Source organism: Pseudomonas sp. UBA1879 (genome assembly GCF_002338065.1).
In the GTDB taxonomy this organism is placed as follows: Bacteria; Pseudomonadota; Gammaproteobacteria; order Pseudomonadales; family Pseudomonadaceae; genus Aquipseudomonas.
The window spans coordinates 193873-211424 of the sequence record NZ_DDHJ01000018.1 but is presented as its reverse complement, the minus strand read 5'-3'; the positions used below and the strand labels follow the sequence as shown (position 1 = coordinate 211424).

The window sequence follows — 17552 nt, the reverse complement described above, 5'->3', positions numbered from 1 at the left end:
GGAACAAACGTCAGGCGCGGGCGGCGTCGTTGCGGGGTGCCGAACCCTGCGCAGCGGCGGCGCTGGCTTCGAGGGAGCGGCCTCGGGTTTCCGGCAGGCACAGCGCCGCCACGACCGCGACGCCGTAGGCAATACCGGCGTCGATCCCGATGGCCGAACCCAGGGACATCGACTCGCTCATGTGGCCGACCAGAAACGGAAACACGGACGACAGGACGCGCCCGAAGTTGTAGCAGAAGCCTACCCCGGCCCCTCGCACGTCAGCCGGGTACAACTCGTTGAACAGCGCGCCGAGGCTGGCCGGAATACCGGCGGCGAAGAAGCCCAGCGGGAAGCCCAGGAACAGCATTTCGGTATTGGTCAGCGGCAGAAACACGTAGCACTGCACAGTGATCACGCAGCACAGTGCAAACAGCACGATGTTCATGCGCCGGCCAATGCGGTCGATCAGGAAACCGCTGGCCACGCAGCCGCACCAGAAGGCGACGATGATCACGGCCAGGTAGCCGCCGGAGTTCAGCACTGAAAGGTTGCGCTCGGTTTTGAGGAAGGTCGGCAGCCAGGTCATGACCGCGTGGTAACCGCCGTGGGCGCCAAGGCCGAGCAGACCACCGAGCAGGGTCACGCGAATCAGCTCGGGACGAAAAATCCCCGCCAGGGACTTGAAAAAACTCTGTGGAATGGCGTTTTCTTTCTGCAGACGCTGGAAGCTGTCGGGCTCTTCGACATTGCGACGGACCCAGATGATCAGCAGCGACGGCAGCAGGCCCACCAGAAACATCACGCGCCAGGCGATATCGGCCGGCACGAACGAATAAATCAGCGCGAACACGCCCACGGCCAAACCCCAGCCCACGGCCCATGCGCTCTGCACTGTGCCCATGACCTTGCCACGGTATTTCGGGTTGATGGTTTCGGCCATCAGCACCGCGCCTGCGGCCCACTCGCCACCGATGCCGAAACCTTGCAAGGCCTTCACTACCAGCAGCGAACTGAACCCGGTGACGAACGCCGAAAGAAAGGTGAAGAACGAAAACCAGAGGATCATCCATTGCAGGGTACGCACCCGACCGTAACGGTCCGACAGCGTGCCGCCGACCCAGCCGCCCAGCGCCGAGGTCACCAGGGTCACGCCGCTGATCAGGCCCGCGTCGCCTTTGCTCAGGGCGAAGGCCGCGATCAATGCCGGGATGGCCAGACCGAACATCTGCACTTCGAGGGCATCCAGCGACCATCCGCCAAAACAGGCCCAGAATGTTTTGCGCTCCCGAGGAGTGACGTGGCGATACCAGTTGAACATGGTTCTTGTCCTTATGAAGGTGAAGCGGCAGTGGTTATAAAGCCCGCTCTCGTTGGCGGGCTTGATGCGTGCTCCTATGGGAGCGCGCGGGCCCGCGATGGCGTTCGTCCAGACGCGACAGCGGTGTCTGGCAAGGCCTGATCGCGGGCAAGCGCGCTCCTACAGGCGGGGTGGAATCATCAGCGGATATCAACGCTGTAACGAAAATGGCTGGCGTGCCCCCGTGAACGGCGCCATTCCAGCGGTTGCCCTGCGTAATTGCGGGCCAGGCGCTCGATGACCACCACCGGACTGCCGGCCGGCACTTGCAGCATTCGGCCATGCACGTCGCCGACAGCCTCGGCGGTCAGGGTTTCTTCGGCATAGGCCACGACTTGCCCGCACAACGCTTCATAGATCGGGTACAGCAAAGGGCCGTGACGGCTGATATCGGTGTCGAGCAACACTTGGAACTGCACTTGCGGCAGCCAGATTTCTTCAGCGAGCACCGGTTGCGCGTCCAGCAAGCGCAGGCGAATCATGCGGATCACCGGAGCGTCCAGTGGCAGGCCCAACGCTTGCGACACGGCGGACGGCGCGTTCACCGGTTCGATGGAGAGGATGCGGCTCTCTGGCACCTGACGCTCGCCGGACACGCTCTGGAAGCGGAAGAACCGGAACAGCGACGATTGGAACTGCGGGCGCCGAATGAACGTGCCCCGCCCCTGTTGGCGTTCAAGAATGTTTTCGCTGACGAGCATGTCGATGGCCTTGCGCACCGTGCCGGTGGACAGGCAATACTCGCTCGACAGGGCCGCTTCGGTGGGAATTGCCTCCCCGGGACGCCAGCGGTTATTGGCGATCTGCTCAGCCAATTGATCACGCAGACGTTGGTAAAGCGGCAGGCGGACATCGCTGGAAAGACGGTTCATGGCGGCGCTTCGCTGTTGTAGTTATGTAGTCATCTATATGAATACGGGCGAAGTATTATTCCGTTACATGTGCTCGTCAAGGGTGAGTGGCGAGGATGCCAGATGAGCGGCGTCTGGATCACGACGTGACGACTATTACCGATCGCTGTAGGAGTGAGCTTGCTCGCGATGCATTTGCCGAGACAACCTCAGGGCGTCTGATAAAACGCCTCGCGAGCAAGCTCACTCCTACCCATTATCTGGCGCTACCTACCGCGCGGCGTCTCGCAGCCTGAACGGCGTCGAGAATAGGCGTCAGCCCCTATACCTCATCACGCGCTGACCGGGGAAACGGCTTGGCCCCAGCTGTACAGCCACGGCAATCCGAGGAAATACAGCCCTGGCTGCGCAGTCACTCACGCACAACAACATGCAGGCCGCACTAAAGGCAGTACAAGGCAATTCGTTCAGCAACGGCGGCGCGGCAGAATGGCCGGGAGCGAAGCCAATGACGCTGGCGTCGAGGTTGAAGCGGTTGGATATCGAAGTGGCGTAGCGGCCATCCCAAACGCCCAAGAGCGCCCTGAGGCGCTCTTGGTGATGCGGTATGACTGCTTCCTTAAAACCCGCCCGTGGCGGCACGAAGGCGACCGTCGATCAACCCGGCGGAATCGTTGCCAGCAAGCCGATGGAAAGGGTCAGCGCCAGGAAGCCCAGCAAAAACAGCGTCATCTTGCCCATGGGTATCACCTCTCGATGTGTGCGATACAGGCGATCAACCTTCGCTTGACCGCTTACACCAGCCTGAATGGAGTGGCTGGGAATGGTGAGCAGTTTGAGCCGAGCAACTGTTTCAGTACAGCGTCAGTTATTGGAGAAAAATACGGATCAGATGCAGCTGCTGGCGGAAGGGCCAGAGGCCTGGCTTGCTTGCGCTTGCGCCTTCGTTTAGCGGATCGGTGCTTATCCGGACGACCAACACAAAACCTGTAGGAGCAGCCGGAGGCACGACGGCCGCGATCGCGGTGGGGCAGTTGGAGCTGAGATATCTGATCCACCGCTTCGCGGCCGTCGTTCCTCCGGCGTCTCCTACGAGTCATGTGTTGTGGATCGGGATCGGCTCAGATTCGCTAGAACCTGCGTCGACCCGATAACCGGCGGCCAACACAAAACCGGTAGGAGCAGCCGGAGGCACGACGGCCGCGATCGCGGTGGGTCAGTTCGAGCTGAAATATCTGATCCACCGCTTCGCAGCCGTCGTGCCTCCGGCGTCTCCTACAGAGGATTAGCGTTGAGCTCGAAAGACGTGATCAGCCCCGAATCGCCGGACATGCGTCGATCCAACAACCTGCGATCCAAGTCTTCACAACTCCGGACGCGACATGAAAACGCCCCCATGAAGGAGGCGTTGTCGAGTGAATGGAAGACCGATCAGACGAGGTCGAAACGGTCCAGATTGGTCACTTTGGTCCACGCCGCCACGAAGTCCTTGACGAACTTTTCATGGGCATCGGCGCTGCCATAGACCTCGGCAATGGCCCGCAGCTGCGCATGGGAGCCAAACACCAGATCGACTCGCGTGCCGGTCCACTTCACCTCGCCGGTCTTGCGGTCTCGGGCCTCGAACGTCTCGTTGCTGCCCGAGGTGGGTTTCCATTCCACGCTCATGTCCAGCAGGTTTTTGAAGAAGTCGTTGGTCAGCACGCCTGGACGGCTCGTGAACACGCCATGCGAACTCTCGCCGACGTTATTGCCCAACACCCTCAAGCCGCCCAGCAACACGGTCATTTCCGGCGCGGTCAGGGTCAGCAGTTGCGCCTTGTCTACCAGCAGTTTCTCGGCGGACACCTTGTATGGCTGCTTGAGGTAATTGCGGAAGCCGTCGGCGATCGGTTCGAGGAAACCGAACGACTCGACGTCCGTCTGTTCTTGCGACGCATCGACGCGGCCTGGCGCGAAGGGCACGGTCACCGTTTGCCCGGCGTCTTGCGCTGCTTTTTCGACCCCCGCGTTCCCGGCGATGATGATCAGGTCGGCCAGCGACACCTTGCTGGTTGACGCGCCGCCGTTGAACTGGCCCTGAATCTGCTCAAGCACCTGCAACACCTTGGCCAGTTGTTGCGGCTGATTGGCAGCCCAGTCCTTCTGCGGTGCCAGACGCAGACGCCCGCCGTTAGCCCCGCCGCGCTTGTCGGAACCCCGGAAGGTCGAGGCCGCCGCCCATGCGGTGGACACCAGTTGCGAGACGCTCAGCCCCGAGTCGAGGATTTTGCTTTTCAGGGCCGTCACGTCATCAGCACTGATCAGCGGATGGCTGACGTCGGGCAGCGGATCCTGCCACAGCAGTTCTTCGGTCGGGGTTTCCGGGCCGAGATAACGGGCCAGCGGGCCCATGTCGCGGTGGGTCAGTTTGAACCAGGCGCGGGCAAAGGCGTCGGCGAGCTGGTCGGGGTTTTCCTTGAAGCGCCGGGCAATTTTTTCGTACTCAGGGTCGAAGCGCAGGGCCAGGTCCGAGGTCAGCATGCGCGGTTCCTGACGCTTGCTCGGGTCGTGGGCGTGAGGAATGGTGTTCGCGCCAGCGCCTCCCGCGGGCCTCCACTGGTGGGCGCCCGCCGGGCTTTTGGTCAGTTCCCATTCGAAGTTGAACAGGTTTTCCAGGTACTCGTTGCTCCACTTTGTCGGGGTCGAAGTCCAGGTCACCTCCAGGCCGCTGGTGATGGTGTCGCCGCCTTTACCGGTGCCGAATGTATTGCGCCAGCCCAGGCCCTGCTCTTCCAGGCCCGCCGCTTCAGGCTCCGGACCAACATTGTCGGCAGGCCCGGCGCCGTGGGTCTTGCCGAACGCATGACCGCCCGCGATCAACGCCACGGTTTCTTCATCGTTCATGGCCATGCGGCCGAAGGTTTCGCGTATGTCTTTCGCAGAGGCCGCAGGATCCGGGTTACCGTCCGGGCCTTCCGGGTTGACGTAGATCAGGCCCATTTGCACAGCCGCCAACGGGTTCTCCAGGTTGCGTTCGCCTTGAGCCGTACGGCTTTTTTCTTCGCCGTGTTTGGCCGGTTCGGCCACCAGATCGCCCTGCCCCGGTTGCTCCATCGCCTTGTGCGCGCCGTAGCGTTCTTCACCGCCCAGCCAAGTAGTTTCAGCCCCCCAGTACACGTCCTCATCCGGTTCCCAGACGTCTGGCCGCCCCCCGGAGAAACCGAAGGTCTTGAAGCCCATGGATTCCAGCGCCACGTTGCCGGTGAGCACGATCAGGTCGGCCCAGGAAATCTTGCGTCCGTACTTCTGTTTTACCGGCCAGATCAAACGCCGCGCCTTGTCCAGGCTGACGTTATCCGGCCAGCTGTTGAGGGGGGCGAAACGTTGTTGCCCGGCCCCTGCGCCGCCTCGGCCGTCTGCGGTGCGGTAGGTGCCCGCGCTGTGCCAGGCCATGCGCACGAACAGCGGACCGTAGTGACCGAAGTCGGCAGGCCACCAGTCCTGAGAATTCGTCATCACCGCGAGCAGGTCTTGTTTGACGGCGTCGAAGTCCAGGCTCTTGAATTCTTTGGCGTAGTCGAACCCCTCGCCCATAGGGTCTGACAGGGACGAATGTTGGTGAAGGATCTTGAGGTTCAGCTGGTTGGGCCACCAGTCGCGGTTCGTGGTGCCGCCACCGGCCGCATGGTTAAAGGGGCATTTCGATTCGGTTGCCATGGTTGATCTACCTTTGATCGTGGTCATCCTGCCATACGGTCCGTGTCGGCCTGGCAGCGATGAGTGAACTCAGCAGCACCGGGGTGCTTTTTCTTATCGCCTTATCAGGGTGAGCGCCGAACGCGTGCCGACGCCAGATCAAAGATAGCTCTGTTCTGTGAGAGTTCTAATAGCCGCAACATTCGTTGCTGATAGAAATTCTCTGTCAACGCCCCGACGCGTGTCACAGCGAGGTGGCGCCGGTCTGCTACCCTGCCCGGTTTCCACCGCAGACAGCCCTGCCCATGATCACGATCCGTGTAATGACGATGGACGATTACGATGCCGTCCTGGCCCTGATGAATGCCACCCCAGGCATTTCGATCCGCGATGCCGACTCCCGCGAAGCGACCGCCCGCTACCTGCAGCGCAACTCCGGCATGAGCTTCGTCGCGCAAGCGGATGGCAAGCTGATCGGCTGCGTCATGTGCGGGCACGACGGGCGACGCGGCTATTTGCAGCACCTGCTGGTGTTGCCCGAATATCGCCGCCAAGGCATTGCCCAATCGCTGGTGCAGCGTTGCCTGTCCTGCCTCGAGGCATTGGGCATCGGCAAATGCCATCTGGACGTGCTGAAAACCAACGACGCCGCTGCCCGCTACTGGCACGGCCAGGGCTGGCAGCGGCGTGAGGACATTGATCGGTTTTCGTTTACCCGACCGGGCAACGAGAACGCCTGAACACTGCGCGGATCAAGGGTGCGACAGCGATTCGCTGAGGGCCACGGCATCGGCGCCCGCCGCAAGGCGCATCGGCGCGGCAGGATCGGTCACGGCCTGCCAGACGGCCTCGGCGACGTCCCGCGCGTGAGTCAGCGGTGAGTCGGTGGCGCCCACGCTGGCAAACACCTGATCGCGAAAATCGACATAGGCCTGCGGAATGGGCGCGGCCATCAGGCGCCGCGCGTTGTCGCCGAACGCGGTGTCCGGTGCCCGGCCCGGCAACACCAGACGCACACGCACATCGAACGGTTCCAGCTCCAGCGCCAACGATTCGGTGAAGGCGTTCACCGCTGCCTTGCTCGCGGTGTAGACCGACAGCAGCGGCAGGGATTTCAGCGTCACAGTGGACGTCACGTTGACCACCACACCGCCCCTCCGCTCGCGAAACTGAGGCAGCACGGCCTGGGTCATGGCGATGGTGCCGAGGGTGTTGGTCTCAAAGATCTCGCGCGCACTGGCCAGATCCAGGCCTTCTACAGGCGCCAGCAAACCGATGCCGGCGTTGTTGACCAGCGCATCGATCGGCCCGGCCGCCTCGATGCAGCGGGCGATGCTGTCGGCGTCGGTCACGTCGAGGGCCAGTACGTGCAGGTTATCCGAGGTCGGCAGCTGATCCGTACGCGGGGTGCGCATGGTCGCAATCACCTTCCAGCCTTTTTCGAGAAAGAAATGTGCGGTGTCCAGGCCGAAGCCCGACGAGCAGCCAGTGATCAACACAGTAGGCAGGTCAGCCATGTGAAATTCCTCCGAGTGAATGACCACCCAACGATAGAGCCCTGATGCCAGACGAACTACACTCCGTTGTCCTTTAATTTGTCGCGAGCGTCCGGAATGGTCGATCCACTGGCTGAAGTCGTCAGCTTGCTGCACCCCACAGCGCCTTTCTCTAAACACGTCATCGCATCGGCGCCCTGGGCCGTCAGGCGCGCCGACACCGGTCAACCGTTTTATTTCGTGGTACTCGAAGGTGCCTGCCGGCTGGCCATCGATGGCCCGAATGGCAGCGAAGGGCTGGTCCTGCGCGAAGGCGACTTCGTGCTGATCCCCGCCGCTCAGTGCTTCGCTGCCTCCAGCATGGACCGCGAACCGGCCCTCGATCACGACATCCGCGACACGATGGTCGCGCCGATCACCGGCGGCGTCCGGCTCGGCGATCCGAACGCTGAGGTAAGCACTCGGCTGATGGTGGGCCATTGCGTGTTCGGCTCGCCGGACGCAGCCTTGCTGGTCTCGTTGTTGCCGCGATGGGTGCATGTGCGTGGCGAGCAGCGGCTGGCGATGCTGGTGCAGTTAGTGGGCGATGAGTCCCGTACCCAGCGACCGGCCCGCGAGATGGTCATGGCGCGCCTGCTGGAGGTGCTGTTGATCGAAGCGCTGCGTTCGAACGGTTCGACAGCGGCATCGCCAGGACTGCTACGCGGGTTGTCCGACCCCAAATTGTCCCAGGCTCTGCGTCGCATTCATGAGCGCCCTGCTGCGTCCTGGTCCGTCGCGCAACTGGCGGGTGCGGCAGGCATGTCGCGCTCGACGTTTTTCGAGGGTTTCGGTCGCGCGGTGGGCGTGCCGCCCATGGAATACCTGCTGAACTGGCGCATGGCGCTGGCCAAACAGATGCTGCGCCAGCGAGATCTGGCAATCAGCGAAATCGCCGAGCGGGTCGGTTACAGCTCGGTCAGTTCGTTTGGCGTCGCGTTCACCCGCCATGTCGGCCTGCCACCAGGGCGCTATGCCACAGCTCAGGTCGACGCCACCCCACCCATCGACGACGCGGATCAGCAACTGGGCTGATCCAGCTTCACCCCCGGCACCTGATGCCGCCGCGCCGACCAGAGCACTCCGCCCACCAGCAGAACGATCGAGGCCAGTTCGACCACCCCGGGAAAGTGCCGGGTATAGATGAAGCCATAGAGGCAGGCGAACACCGTTTCAAAAACGATCATCTGGCCGCTGAGCGACGCAGCCATGCGCCGGGAACACGCGTTCCACAGGCCGTTGGCGAGCCACGACCCACACAACGCCAGGAACAGGCTGACCCAGAAAAACGTCATCCAGCGACCGGGCTCGATGCCGCTGGGAATCAGGTTAGGGAACAGCAACAACGCTGCCGCCCCGAACACCACGGCCACGCCCCCCGTCATGATGCCCAGCAGCGTCGACCATTCGTGGCTGTTGAACGCGCTTTGCTTGAGGTAACGGCTGTTATGCGTCGCGAACCACGACCAACTCACCACGCCGCACAGCCCACAGGCGATGCCGAGCAACTGCGAGGTCAGTGGCACGTCCGAGGCCGTCTGCACGGCGCGTTCGATGCAGATCGATACGATACCGAGGAATACCATCAGCAGCGGCAACTTGAGTTTGTTGATCGGCAACGAGCCGGTGTCGTTGCGCCCTTGAAAGGTGATCGCGATGGGGAGCATGCCGTTGATTAACGCAGCGGCCGTGACCCCACTGAGCTGGATCGCGGCGCCCAGCAACGCGTAGTTCAACACGTTGCCGGTCAGTGACAGGCGCAGCAACAGCAGCGTGTCGCTACGGCTAAGCCGGGCGAACAGCCGGCGGGCGAATGGCAAGGCCACCAGCAGGGAAAACAGGCCGTACAGGGCAAAGCGTGCGCTGCTGATCAACACCGCATTGAACTCGGGCAACAGCGATGGCCCAACGATGACCCCGGCCCAGATGGCCCCGGCCAGCAGCGCGTAGACGATTCCACTGTTCATCATTCCGACTCGGCAGGCAGTTTGGCGAAATTCTATCGAGGGACGATACTGCGCACATGCGATAAAAAATCGGCGATGCATTCCCCAGCGGAATGTCATGCCCTGAACAAGCCTTGAGGACAACCGCCATCAACCGCTACCTGCGCAACCTTCCGCCGCTGGAAACGCTGATCACCTTCGAAGCCGTGGGGCGACACGCCAGCTTCACCCATGCGGCGTTCGAGCTGTTCCTGACGCAAAGCGCCGTGAGCAAACAGATGCGCCAATTGGAAGTCTGCATCGGCGTGCCAGTGTTCGAGCGCAAACCTCGGGGTGTGGCACTGACTCGCGCGGGGGAGGAACTGCTGATGACGGTCAACGTGATGCTGGCAAGCCTGTACCAGAGCGTCACGCGCATTCGTAACGTCCACCAGACCAACGCTGTGTCAGTGCTGGCGACCCATGCGCTGGCGCAGTTCTGGCTGTTTCCCAAACTCATCGAATTCAACAAGGCCTATCCCGACATCGCCGTGCACGTTCACGCGATCAACGAAATCGACGACGCCAGCCTCAACGACTTCGACCTGGGCATCCTCTACGGCGACGGCGAGTGGGCCTCGCTCGACAGCGACTTCCTGCTCCCGGAAATCGTCTACCCGGTCGCTCACGCTGCCTACGATGTGTCCGGCATCGACACGCTGGAAGACCTCGCCCGGGCCAACCTTGTGCAGATCGACACTTCCGCCTGGCGTTGCATGGACTGGCAGCAATGGTTTCAGTTGCTCGACCATGACTACACCCCGCCTGACAACGCGCCGGTGTTCAACCAACTGACCCTGGCCTTCCGCGCCGTGCAGCAGGGCATGGGCATCGGCCTGGCGTGGAGCTTCATGGGGGATGAGGCGGTCGCCAAAGGTGAATTGCAGCGGGTGACGGATTTGCAATGCGTCACCCGCTTTGGCGAGTTTTTGGCCTCTGTGAAACACCGCACGCTGTCACCGTGCGCAGAGGTGTTTCGCCAGTGGTTGTTGGGCTCGGCGCAGCAGGACATCGCCACATCCGGTCACGCTCGCGATCATTGAACCGTCCGCGTCGGCCGCACCACGATTTCGTTGACATCAACGTCATCCGGCTGCTCGATAACGTAGCGCACCGCCCTACCGATCGCTTCGGGCTGCAAGGCAATGGCCCGATAAGTCTCCATCGCGGACTTGGCGGTGTCATCGGTGACGGTCGACGCCAGTTCACTTTCCACGACACCGGGGTGGATGCAGGTGACCCGAATATCCGGACTTTCCTGACGCAAGCCGTCAGAAATGGCACGCACAGCGTATTTGGTCGCGCAGTACACCGCCGCCGTGGGCACGACGCTCAGCGCGCCGACCGACGCAATGTTGATGACATGGCCGGAGCCGCGCCGGGTGAATTCGGGCAACACCGCCGCAATGCCATGCAACACGCCCTTGATGTTGACGTCGACCATGCGATCCCACTCCTCGGTTTTCATCGAAGCCATGGGCGACAGCGGCATGATCCCGGCGTTGTTGATGATGACGTCGACCCTGCCCCAACGCGTCCGGGCCTCCTGGGCGAACGCCGTGACATCCGTTGCGTCCGTCACGTCAAGCCGACGGCACTCGGCCTTCCCGCCCGCCGCGTTAATCTCGTCAACGAGGGTTTGCAAGCGATCGAGGCGTCGCGCGCCCAGCATCAGGGTGGCGCCGGCGGCACCCAGCACGCGGGCAATGCCTTCGCCGATACCGCTGGAGGCGCCCGTGATCAGTACGACTTTGTCGATGTTCGTATTCATATTCAGGGTCTCGTGTGAGTGAGGTTGACGCCTACCCTACCTCTCACGCATTGTCGCGATAACTCCCCTTCTCCTGACTGAACACGTTAGCGCCACTTACCAATGGACATTGATCTCAACCTTCTGAAGGTCTTCGCCGCTGTCGCGCACTGGCACAATTTTCGAGCAGCGGCGGATCACCTGGGTGTCACTCGCTCGGCGGTGAGCCAAAGCATTCGCAGGCTCGAGGACAGCCTCGGGGTCTCTCTGGTCCACCGCTCTACCCGCCATGTGCGACTGACCGACGCGGGTGAAACCCTGCATCGGCAGACTGCAGACGCGCTGTCAGCGATGGCCGTGGCACTCGACAGCGCAGCATTGCAAGGCCCGCCGCGCGGCGTGTTGAGGGTGGCCGTGACGTCAATCGCCGAACGGTTTCTCGACGGCCCATTGATTGCCAGCTTCGTCGAGGCGTTTCCTCAGGTAACCCTGGACGTGACGGTCACCGATGAGGAATTTGATATTGTCGAACGCGGGTTCGACGCTGGCGTGCGTTTGGGCGAAGTGATCGAGCAGGACATGATCGCCATTCCGGTAACCGGTGAGCAGCGCGAAGTCGCTGTCGCCAGCCCGGCGTACCTTGCGCGGCACGGGAGGCCGCAGCATCCCCGTGACCTCGCTGTCCATCGTTGCATCGGCTGGCGCCCCGCCCCGGAGGTCGCGCCGTGGCGCTGGGAATTCACCGAGCAAGGCCGCGGGTTCGCTGTGGCGGTTGCGCCACAGGTCACCACCAACGACATGCTGTTGATGGTGCGCACGGCATTGGCGGGTGGCGGAATTACCTTCGGCATCGAAGACACGTTCCGGCCGTATATCGAGCGCGGGGAGTTGGTGACAGTGCTGGATGAGTATTTGACGCCCTTTCCCGGTTTTCACCTCTACTACCCGAATCGGCACAACCTGGCGCCGAAATTGAGGGCGTTGATCGATCATGTCAGGGCGTTTAAAAAGCAGCAGGACATGCAGCGGGCACGCTGATCCGGATTGATCGAGTTGCTCGATTTCGCTGCCTGTCACCCTGGCAAAGCAGGTAGGGTGATCGACACCGGGCGACATGATGACCAGCCCCTTGGAGGTTCAATGAGTACCGATGCAACGCCGCTGGACGAAGCAGGATCGCCGCCGCAGGACGGCTGGTTGTCCCATGAACACCGGGCGCGGATCGATGCGTTGATCATCAGGCTGAAAACCAGCGACACCCGCGAAAGCGTGTCGCGGTATCACGGTATGGCAGAGGGGTATCTGCTGGGCCTGCTGGACAGTTATCACGTCAGCACTGAGCACCACGATGCCGTGCGGCAATACCTGCACACCCTCGCGATTGCGCGCTTGAAGATCGTGAAACCCAACGCGCGGCGGTAACCGGTCGGCCTGCCCCGGCCTGGCCTGCCAGGATTGCAGGGTGGCGGCATTTCTGCTGGGATGCCTCATCGGAAATTGACAGCGAGCCCCCTCATGACCTCATACCAGGACCTTTTTGGCATCGGTGAAGCCTTCGAAACCTTCGTCGCCCGCGGCCTGCCCGCAGAAGTCGACACGGTTCGGCGCATTCAGCGGCAGCTCGCGGACACGGATGCCATCAGCTCTGCCACCCTTGAGCGGCTGCGTGCCGTGCGAGGCCGCTTTCATCTGCTGGCGGCAGGCGAAATGTGGTGCCCGGACTGCCAGATCAACCTCACCGTCACGGATTACCTGCGGCGCACACAGCCGACCATCGAGCTGTCGGTGATTACCAAAAGTCGTGCGGAGCATGCACTCAAGGATCGGCTGGGCCTGGAGCGCATTTCAATCCCGTTCGTGCTGGTGCTCGATGAAGCATTTCAGCCGCTGGGCCGCTTCGTGGAAAGCCCGCAGAGTGTGGTGAAGGGCGGCGATGCCGTAAAGGCGGACTATCGGGCGGGTCGTTATCTGGAAAGTACCGTCCTGGACATGCTCGCGATTTTCGAGGACGCACACACTCCGATGGCTTGATGGCCTTACTCGAGCAGCCCGGTTGGCCGAGGATGGTAGCTGTAAATCGCGCTAACCAAGGCGACGTCGAAGGCACGTAGGTGGTAAACCAGCGAAAGACGCGTTGCCTGACACACCGCTTCGCGGCCGTCGTACCTCCGGCGGCTCCTACAGAAACTGCGCTGAATCAGCCACACCGGGTGGTGCCGAGCGCCATCGCGGTTTTGTGCCAAACACCCACCTGCGAACCGCCCCGAACGCTGTAGGAGCCGCCGGAGCCTGCGACGGCCGCGAACGCGATCTTTCAGGCGGTTAATCACTCGCTGAGGCACCGCTTCGCGGCCGTCGTACCTCCGGCGGCTCCTACAGGGACTGTTTTGAATCGGCCAGACCGTGTGGTGCCGACGCCATCACGGTTTTGTGCCAAACACTCGCCCCCGAACGTTTTGTAATCGTGCACGCGCCCTATCGCCCGGGGGTTTGTTGGGCTGACTTGTATTTTCCGGCCAGTGAGCTCAACTCTTAGTGTGCGAATCCAGATCGCGATCAACGTCGTGATCATCCAAGCATTCAGGAGAGTTGGACATGGCCATTGCAAGTTCACTGGCCCCGCTGTTCCGCCAATCGGTGGGATTCGATCGTTTCAACGATGTCTTCGAGTCAACCCTTCACAGCGAAACAGCCTCGGGCTACCCGCCTCACAATGTCGAGCGCTACGGCGACGATCATTACCGGATCGTCATTGCCGCCGCCGGGCTGTGCGCCGACGACCTCGACCTTCAACTGGAAAAAAGCGTGCTCACGGTCTGCGGCGGCGAGCGCTACATGGATGCGGGCGCCTCGTATTTACATCAAGGCATTGCCCACGGTGCGTTTCGCATGGTGTTTCACCTCGCGGACCACATCGAGGTCCAGGGCGCGACGTTCGAAAACGGGCTGTTGATCGTCTTCCTGCTGCACCACATGCCGGACCCGGCCAAGGCTCGGCAGATCCGGATTGACAGCTCGGACGGCGCCTCCGGTCAGCACCGGATCAATCGTTATTGAACGCGGAGCATTCGGTCGCCCCATCTCCGACGGTGCCTGACCGCCCCTCCTCAACAAAAGCCGCCCGTTTCGCCGCCGTGGTGTCCCGCAGCGCCTCGTAATAATCGGGCGACTGCCGCAACTTGTCAGTCGCCGGCAGCTGGCGCGCTCGGCCATCGACGATGCCGCCGACGGTGTTGAGCGTGCTCAAGGCCTGCACGGTGTCGCTGTTGTCGCCAAACGGATCGACCGCAAAACTCAACACCTTGCCGGTGGCATCACGCAGGTTGGCGCTGCCGAACAGCGGCAACTCGACGATGGGGCCGTCGGCGATGTTCCACACGCCAAAGGTCTGCCCGAAATCCGCCTTGTGCCGCTCGATACCCAGCTTGCCCGTCACATCGACCAGCCCGACCACCCCCACGGTGGTGTTGATCAGGAAGCGTCCGAGGGTGTTGAGCGAGCGTCGACCGTTGCCTTGGAGCAGGTCATTGATGAAGACCTTCGGCTCACCGAAGTTGGCGATGAAGTTGTGCACGCCGCTCTGGAAAACCTCTGGCAGGTGACGATAACCGCGAGCCACCGGCGCCACGGCATAGTCATCGACCGTGCGGTTAAAGGCGAAGATGCCCCGATTGAGCGATTGCGCCGGGTCATGAATCCGGTACTCGACCGGCTCACAGGCGGTCGGCCGAGTGGACGGGGACGTCGCACAACCGCTGGCAAGCAAAGCCATCACGCTGACGGCAACAAATCGATTACACGGCACAGCAGGTTTGAGAATGGGCATGCGGAGCATCTCGACAGGGAATGCCAGCGATGCTGCATGGGCTTTTTTGCGCGAAGATTGCCGATTTTTTGCCAGTCAGTCGCTTTGTTGCCGGATTGAAATATATGACGCGGCGCGCCGAATGATTTTAGATAGGCGTCTATTTTGCAGCCTGACAGCGTGCCGAACGTGAGCCATCTCATCCTGGTGGACGACGACCTCGAAGTCCTCGCCCTCCTGCAGAAATTTCTCCAGCAACACGGCTACAGCGTCGAGGTCGCCATCGACGGAACTTCACTGTGGCAAGCCGTCGAGCGGCGTGCGCCGGATTTGATCATCCTCGACGTAATGCTTCCGGGAGACAGCGGGCTGGTGCTGTGCCAGCGCTTGCGCGCAGAACACAACGTCGCGGTGATCATGCTGACCGCGCTGGGTGAGCCGAGTGATCGCATCGTCGGCCTGGAGCTGGGCGCCGACGACTACCTGATCAAACCCTTCGACGCCCGGGAGTTGCTAGCCCGCGTGCGCGCCGTGCTGAGACGCACCGGAGAGCCCCGCAGCCTGGCAAATGAAGCGCCCCGGCCTGTTCTGATGTTCGCCGACTGGCAACTGGACGTGGCGCGTCGGGAATTGCGTTCTCCGGAAAAAGTCATGATTCCGCTGTCCGCCGGGGAGTTCGAGCTGCTATTGGTGTTTGCCGAACACCCCCGCCGCGTGCTCACCCGCCAGCAATTGCTGGACATGGCGCGGGGCGAAACCCATGACGCGTTCGATCGCAGCATCGATGTGCAGGTCAGCCGCCTGCGTCGCAAGCTGGAGTCTGAAATCACCGCCATGCCCATGATCCGCACCGTCCGCAACGTCGGGTATTTGTTCACCCCCGCAGTGGTCAGTCGATGAACGTCCTGCGCGCCGTGCAGGCAACACTGGAGCTGCCCCGCGACACCGTGGCGCGCTGGATCGCGCTGACGACCGTGGCCGCAATGCTCACGTCGCTGGCGCTGAACGGGGCGTTCAGCCTGCTCGGCGGGGTGTGGGCCCGGCCGCCGCTGACGGAAGTCGGCCTGCTGGAAAAGGCCGCAGCGGTGACCCGGATCATCGACTCGGTACCGACAGCGCAACGGTCCGGGATCGCCAGCGCGGCCAGCGACAAGGCCTTCACCAGTCAGTGGTTGATGCGCCATGAAGATGCCCGGATGCCCGCAGTCGTCAACCCGGATTTCAGTGCTGGCGGCCGGTTGTTGCGCACGCTGCTGGAGCGGCCCGACGCCAGGGTCGAGGCCTATGAGCCGTCGGATTGGGTGCCGCAATTGGCCGAAAGTCGGTACAGCCTGTTGATCGAACTGCGGGACCACAGCTGGGTGCTGTTTTCGGTGCCGAACCGCAGTTGGGGGCTGTCGGAGGTGCCACGCAACCTGATCATTCTTCTGTTGATTCTGTCCTCAACCTTGGTGGTGGCGCTGATCGCCACACGCCATTTGGCGACGCCGTTGGAGCGCTTCGCCAAGGGCGCGCGGCGTTTTGGTGTGGATTTCAAGGCACCGCCGATTGCCGTTGAAGGGCCTCGGGAAATCCGTGACGCGATCCTGGCGTTCAATGGAATGCAGGCGCAGATCCAGCATTTTCTTCACGACCGCACGCAAATGCTCGCGGCCATTTCCCACGACCTGCGCGCGCCGCTGACACGCATGCGTTTGCGCGGGGAGTTCATCGAGGATCGGGAGCAGCAACTGCGGCTATTCCGGGACGTGGACGAAATGCAGGCGATGGTCAATTCGGCGCTGGAATTCTTTCGCGACGATGCGCGGCTGGAGCAGGCCACGGCGTTCGATCTGGCCGAACTTCTGCACACACTCGTCGATGATTACAAGGATGCCGGGATCGACGTCACCCTCGACAGTCCGCCGCGCTTCGTTTACGTCGGGCGCCCCATCGGCATCAAACGCGTGTTGGTCAATCTGCTGGACAACGCCATCAAATACGGCGTGGAACCGGGGATGACCCTGCGCGCCCTGACCGGCGGCGTCGACATCCGTGTCAGCGATCGAGGCCCTGGCATTGCGCCGGAATATCAGGAAAAGGTCTTCGCTCCGTTCTTCCGCATTGAGGGCTCGCGTAACAAACACACCGGCGGCGTGGGGCTGGGGCTGCCTGCGGCACGGGCCATCGTGCTCGAACATGGCGGCAGCCTGACGCTCCGGGCGCGACGCGGGGGCGGGCTGGAAGTGAGGGTGCGGCTGCCTGTGTCTGCGTAAGTCATGAGACCGCCATCGCGGCCGTCGTGCCTCCGGCGGCTCCTACGGGGATCGGGGCGGGGCGAAAAATCAGGCATGACGCCGAATGTGGGGCGGCGCACCGATGACTTGGGCTTGACGCAGGATCTGTAGGAGCAGCCGGAGGGACGACGGCCGCGAAAGCGCTGTACCTGACGACGCATCTGCAACGGACCTGACGCCATCGCGGCCGTCGTGCCTCCGGCGGCTCCTACGGGGATCGGGGCGTGTCGAAAGACCAGGCGTGTCGCAGAACGTGGGGCGGCGCGCCGATGACTTGGACTTGACGCAGGATTTGTAGGAGCAGCCGGAGGTACGACGGCCGCGAAAGCGCTG

At 62.4% G+C, this 17552-nt stretch carries 16 protein-coding genes; 9 read left to right on the top strand and 7 right to left on the bottom strand.

The features are described 5' to 3' along the window. Nucleotides 1–10 precede the first annotated feature (10 nt). The 3 genes from B3N48_RS21180 to katG form a co-directional block, all read right to left on the bottom strand. The gene (locus tag B3N48_RS21180) at nt 11–1300 is read right to left on the bottom strand and encodes an MFS transporter (protein ID WP_349677035.1); all 1290 of its coding nucleotides are present in this window, start codon (nt 1298–1300) and stop codon (nt 11–13) included. A 179-nt stretch (nt 1301–1479) separates the two neighbouring features. Then, the gene (locus B3N48_RS21175) at nt 1480–2211 is read right to left on the bottom strand and encodes a GntR family transcriptional regulator (protein WP_296187138.1); all 732 of its coding nucleotides are present in this window, start codon (nt 2209–2211) and stop codon (nt 1480–1482) included. Nucleotides 2212–3621: 1410 nt separating this feature from the next. After that, a complete protein-coding gene (gene katG / locus B3N48_RS21170) occupies nt 3622–5889 on the bottom strand; it encodes a catalase/peroxidase HPI (RefSeq protein ID WP_296187136.1) in 2268 nt (755 codons plus the stop codon). Between the two features lie 284 nt (nt 5890–6173). Between katG and B3N48_RS21165 the strand changes: the two genes are divergently transcribed. Further along, nucleotides 6174–6608 (top strand): GNAT family N-acetyltransferase, encoded by a 435-nt coding sequence (locus B3N48_RS21165; RefSeq protein WP_296187134.1) that lies wholly within the window; start codon nt 6174–6176, stop codon nt 6606–6608. A gap of 12 nt (nt 6609–6620) precedes the next feature. Here the strand turns inward: B3N48_RS21165 and B3N48_RS21160 are convergent, their stop codons facing one another. After that, nucleotides 6621–7385 (bottom strand): SDR family oxidoreductase, encoded by a 765-nt coding sequence (locus B3N48_RS21160; protein WP_296187132.1) that lies wholly within the window; start codon nt 7383–7385, stop codon nt 6621–6623. Nucleotides 7386–7481: 96 nt separating this feature from the next. Here B3N48_RS21160 and B3N48_RS21155 point away from each other — a divergent pair, with 96 nt between their 5' ends. Beyond that, complete coding sequence (locus tag B3N48_RS21155; protein ID WP_296187131.1) at nt 7482–8438, top strand: AraC family transcriptional regulator; 957 nt, start codon at nt 7482–7484, stop codon at nt 8436–8438. Here B3N48_RS21155 and B3N48_RS21150 read toward each other — a convergent pair. Then, nucleotides 8423–9373: a DMT family transporter gene (locus B3N48_RS21150; protein WP_296187129.1), complete on the bottom strand. Its 951-nt coding sequence runs from the start codon at nt 9371–9373 to the stop codon at nt 8423–8425. The genes B3N48_RS21155 and B3N48_RS21150 overlap by 16 nt on opposite strands. Before the next feature lie 89 nt (nt 9374–9462). Between B3N48_RS21150 and B3N48_RS21145 the strand changes: the two genes are divergently transcribed. After that, a complete protein-coding gene (locus B3N48_RS21145) occupies nt 9463–10431 on the top strand; it encodes a LysR substrate-binding domain-containing protein (RefSeq protein ID WP_296187128.1) in 969 nt (322 codons plus the stop codon). Here B3N48_RS21145 and B3N48_RS21140 read toward each other — a convergent pair. Then, entirely contained in the window at nt 10425–11159 is a 735-nt protein-coding gene (locus B3N48_RS21140; protein WP_296187126.1) for an SDR family oxidoreductase, read from the bottom strand. The two genes, B3N48_RS21145 and B3N48_RS21140, sit on opposite strands and share 7 nt — an antisense overlap. 102 nt (nt 11160–11261) lie before the next feature. On the opposite strand from B3N48_RS21140, the gene B3N48_RS21135 reads away from it, so the two are divergent. The 4 genes from B3N48_RS21135 to B3N48_RS21120 all read left to right on the top strand — a co-directional run bounded on the left by B3N48_RS21135 (nt 11262) and on the right by B3N48_RS21120 (nt 14195). Then, the gene (locus B3N48_RS21135; protein ID WP_296187125.1) at nt 11262–12176 is read left to right on the top strand and encodes a LysR family transcriptional regulator; all 915 of its coding nucleotides are present in this window, start codon (nt 11262–11264) and stop codon (nt 12174–12176) included. Nucleotides 12177–12278: 102 nt separating this feature from the next. Further along, a complete protein-coding gene (locus B3N48_RS21130; RefSeq protein WP_296187124.1) occupies nt 12279–12560 on the top strand; it encodes a hypothetical protein in 282 nt (93 codons plus the stop codon). A gap of 93 nt (nt 12561–12653) precedes the next feature. Then, a complete protein-coding gene (locus B3N48_RS21125) occupies nt 12654–13169 on the top strand; it encodes a thioredoxin family protein (RefSeq protein ID WP_296187123.1) in 516 nt (171 codons plus the stop codon). Between the two features lie 564 nt (nt 13170–13733). Continuing rightward, entirely contained in the window at nt 13734–14195 is a 462-nt protein-coding gene (locus tag B3N48_RS21120; RefSeq protein WP_296187122.1) for an Hsp20 family protein, read from the top strand. Here the strand turns inward: B3N48_RS21120 and B3N48_RS21115 are convergent. After that, a complete protein-coding gene (locus tag B3N48_RS21115; RefSeq protein ID WP_414704266.1) occupies nt 14182–14964 on the bottom strand; it encodes an MlaA family lipoprotein in 783 nt (260 codons plus the stop codon). The genes B3N48_RS21120 and B3N48_RS21115 overlap by 14 nt on opposite strands. A 168-nt stretch (nt 14965–15132) precedes the next feature. On the opposite strand from B3N48_RS21115, the gene B3N48_RS21110 reads away from it, so the two are divergent. Together B3N48_RS21110 and B3N48_RS21105 are read left to right on the top strand one after the other, a co-directional pair. Beyond that, a complete protein-coding gene (locus B3N48_RS21110; RefSeq protein ID WP_296187121.1) occupies nt 15133–15843 on the top strand; it encodes a response regulator in 711 nt (236 codons plus the stop codon). Then, nucleotides 15840–17198: an ATP-binding protein gene (locus B3N48_RS21105; protein ID WP_296187120.1), complete on the top strand. Its 1359-nt coding sequence runs from the start codon at nt 15840–15842 to the stop codon at nt 17196–17198. The genes B3N48_RS21110 and B3N48_RS21105 overlap by 4 nt, the downstream gene beginning before the upstream one ends. The last annotated feature ends 354 nt before the right edge of the window (nt 17199–17552 follow it).

Coding starts and splice junctions, on each gene's coding strand:
- B3N48_RS21180 (WP_349677035.1), bottom strand. CDS start 1,300: ATGTTCAACTGGTATCGCCACGTCACTCCTCGGGAGCGCAAAACATTC.
- B3N48_RS21175 (WP_296187138.1), bottom strand. CDS start 2,211: ATGAACCGTCTTTCCAGCGATGTCCGCCTGCCGCTTTACCAACGTCTG.
- katG (WP_296187136.1), bottom strand. CDS start 5,889: ATGGCAACCGAATCGAAATGCCCCTTTAACCATGCGGCCGGTGGCGGC.
- B3N48_RS21165 (WP_296187134.1), top strand. CDS start 6,174: ATGATCACGATCCGTGTAATGACGATGGACGATTACGATGCCGTCCTG.
- B3N48_RS21160 (WP_296187132.1), bottom strand. CDS start 7,385: ATGGCTGACCTGCCTACTGTGTTGATCACTGGCTGCTCGTCGGGCTTC.
- B3N48_RS21155 (WP_296187131.1), top strand. CDS start 7,482: ATGGTCGATCCACTGGCTGAAGTCGTCAGCTTGCTGCACCCCACAGCG.
- B3N48_RS21150 (WP_296187129.1), bottom strand. CDS start 9,373: ATGATGAACAGTGGAATCGTCTACGCGCTGCTGGCCGGGGCCATCTGG.
- B3N48_RS21145 (WP_296187128.1), top strand. CDS start 9,463: ATGTCATGCCCTGAACAAGCCTTGAGGACAACCGCCATCAACCGCTAC.
- B3N48_RS21140 (WP_296187126.1), bottom strand. CDS start 11,159: ATGAATACGAACATCGACAAAGTCGTACTGATCACGGGCGCCTCCAGC.
- B3N48_RS21135 (WP_296187125.1), top strand. CDS start 11,262: ATGGACATTGATCTCAACCTTCTGAAGGTCTTCGCCGCTGTCGCGCAC.
- B3N48_RS21130 (WP_296187124.1), top strand. CDS start 12,279: ATGAGTACCGATGCAACGCCGCTGGACGAAGCAGGATCGCCGCCGCAG.
- B3N48_RS21125 (WP_296187123.1), top strand. CDS start 12,654: ATGACCTCATACCAGGACCTTTTTGGCATCGGTGAAGCCTTCGAAACC.
- B3N48_RS21120 (WP_296187122.1), top strand. CDS start 13,734: ATGGCCATTGCAAGTTCACTGGCCCCGCTGTTCCGCCAATCGGTGGGA.
- B3N48_RS21115 (WP_414704266.1), bottom strand. CDS start 14,964: ATGCCCATTCTCAAACCTGCTGTGCCGTGTAATCGATTTGTTGCCGTC.
- B3N48_RS21105 (WP_296187120.1), top strand. CDS start 15,840: ATGAACGTCCTGCGCGCCGTGCAGGCAACACTGGAGCTGCCCCGCGAC.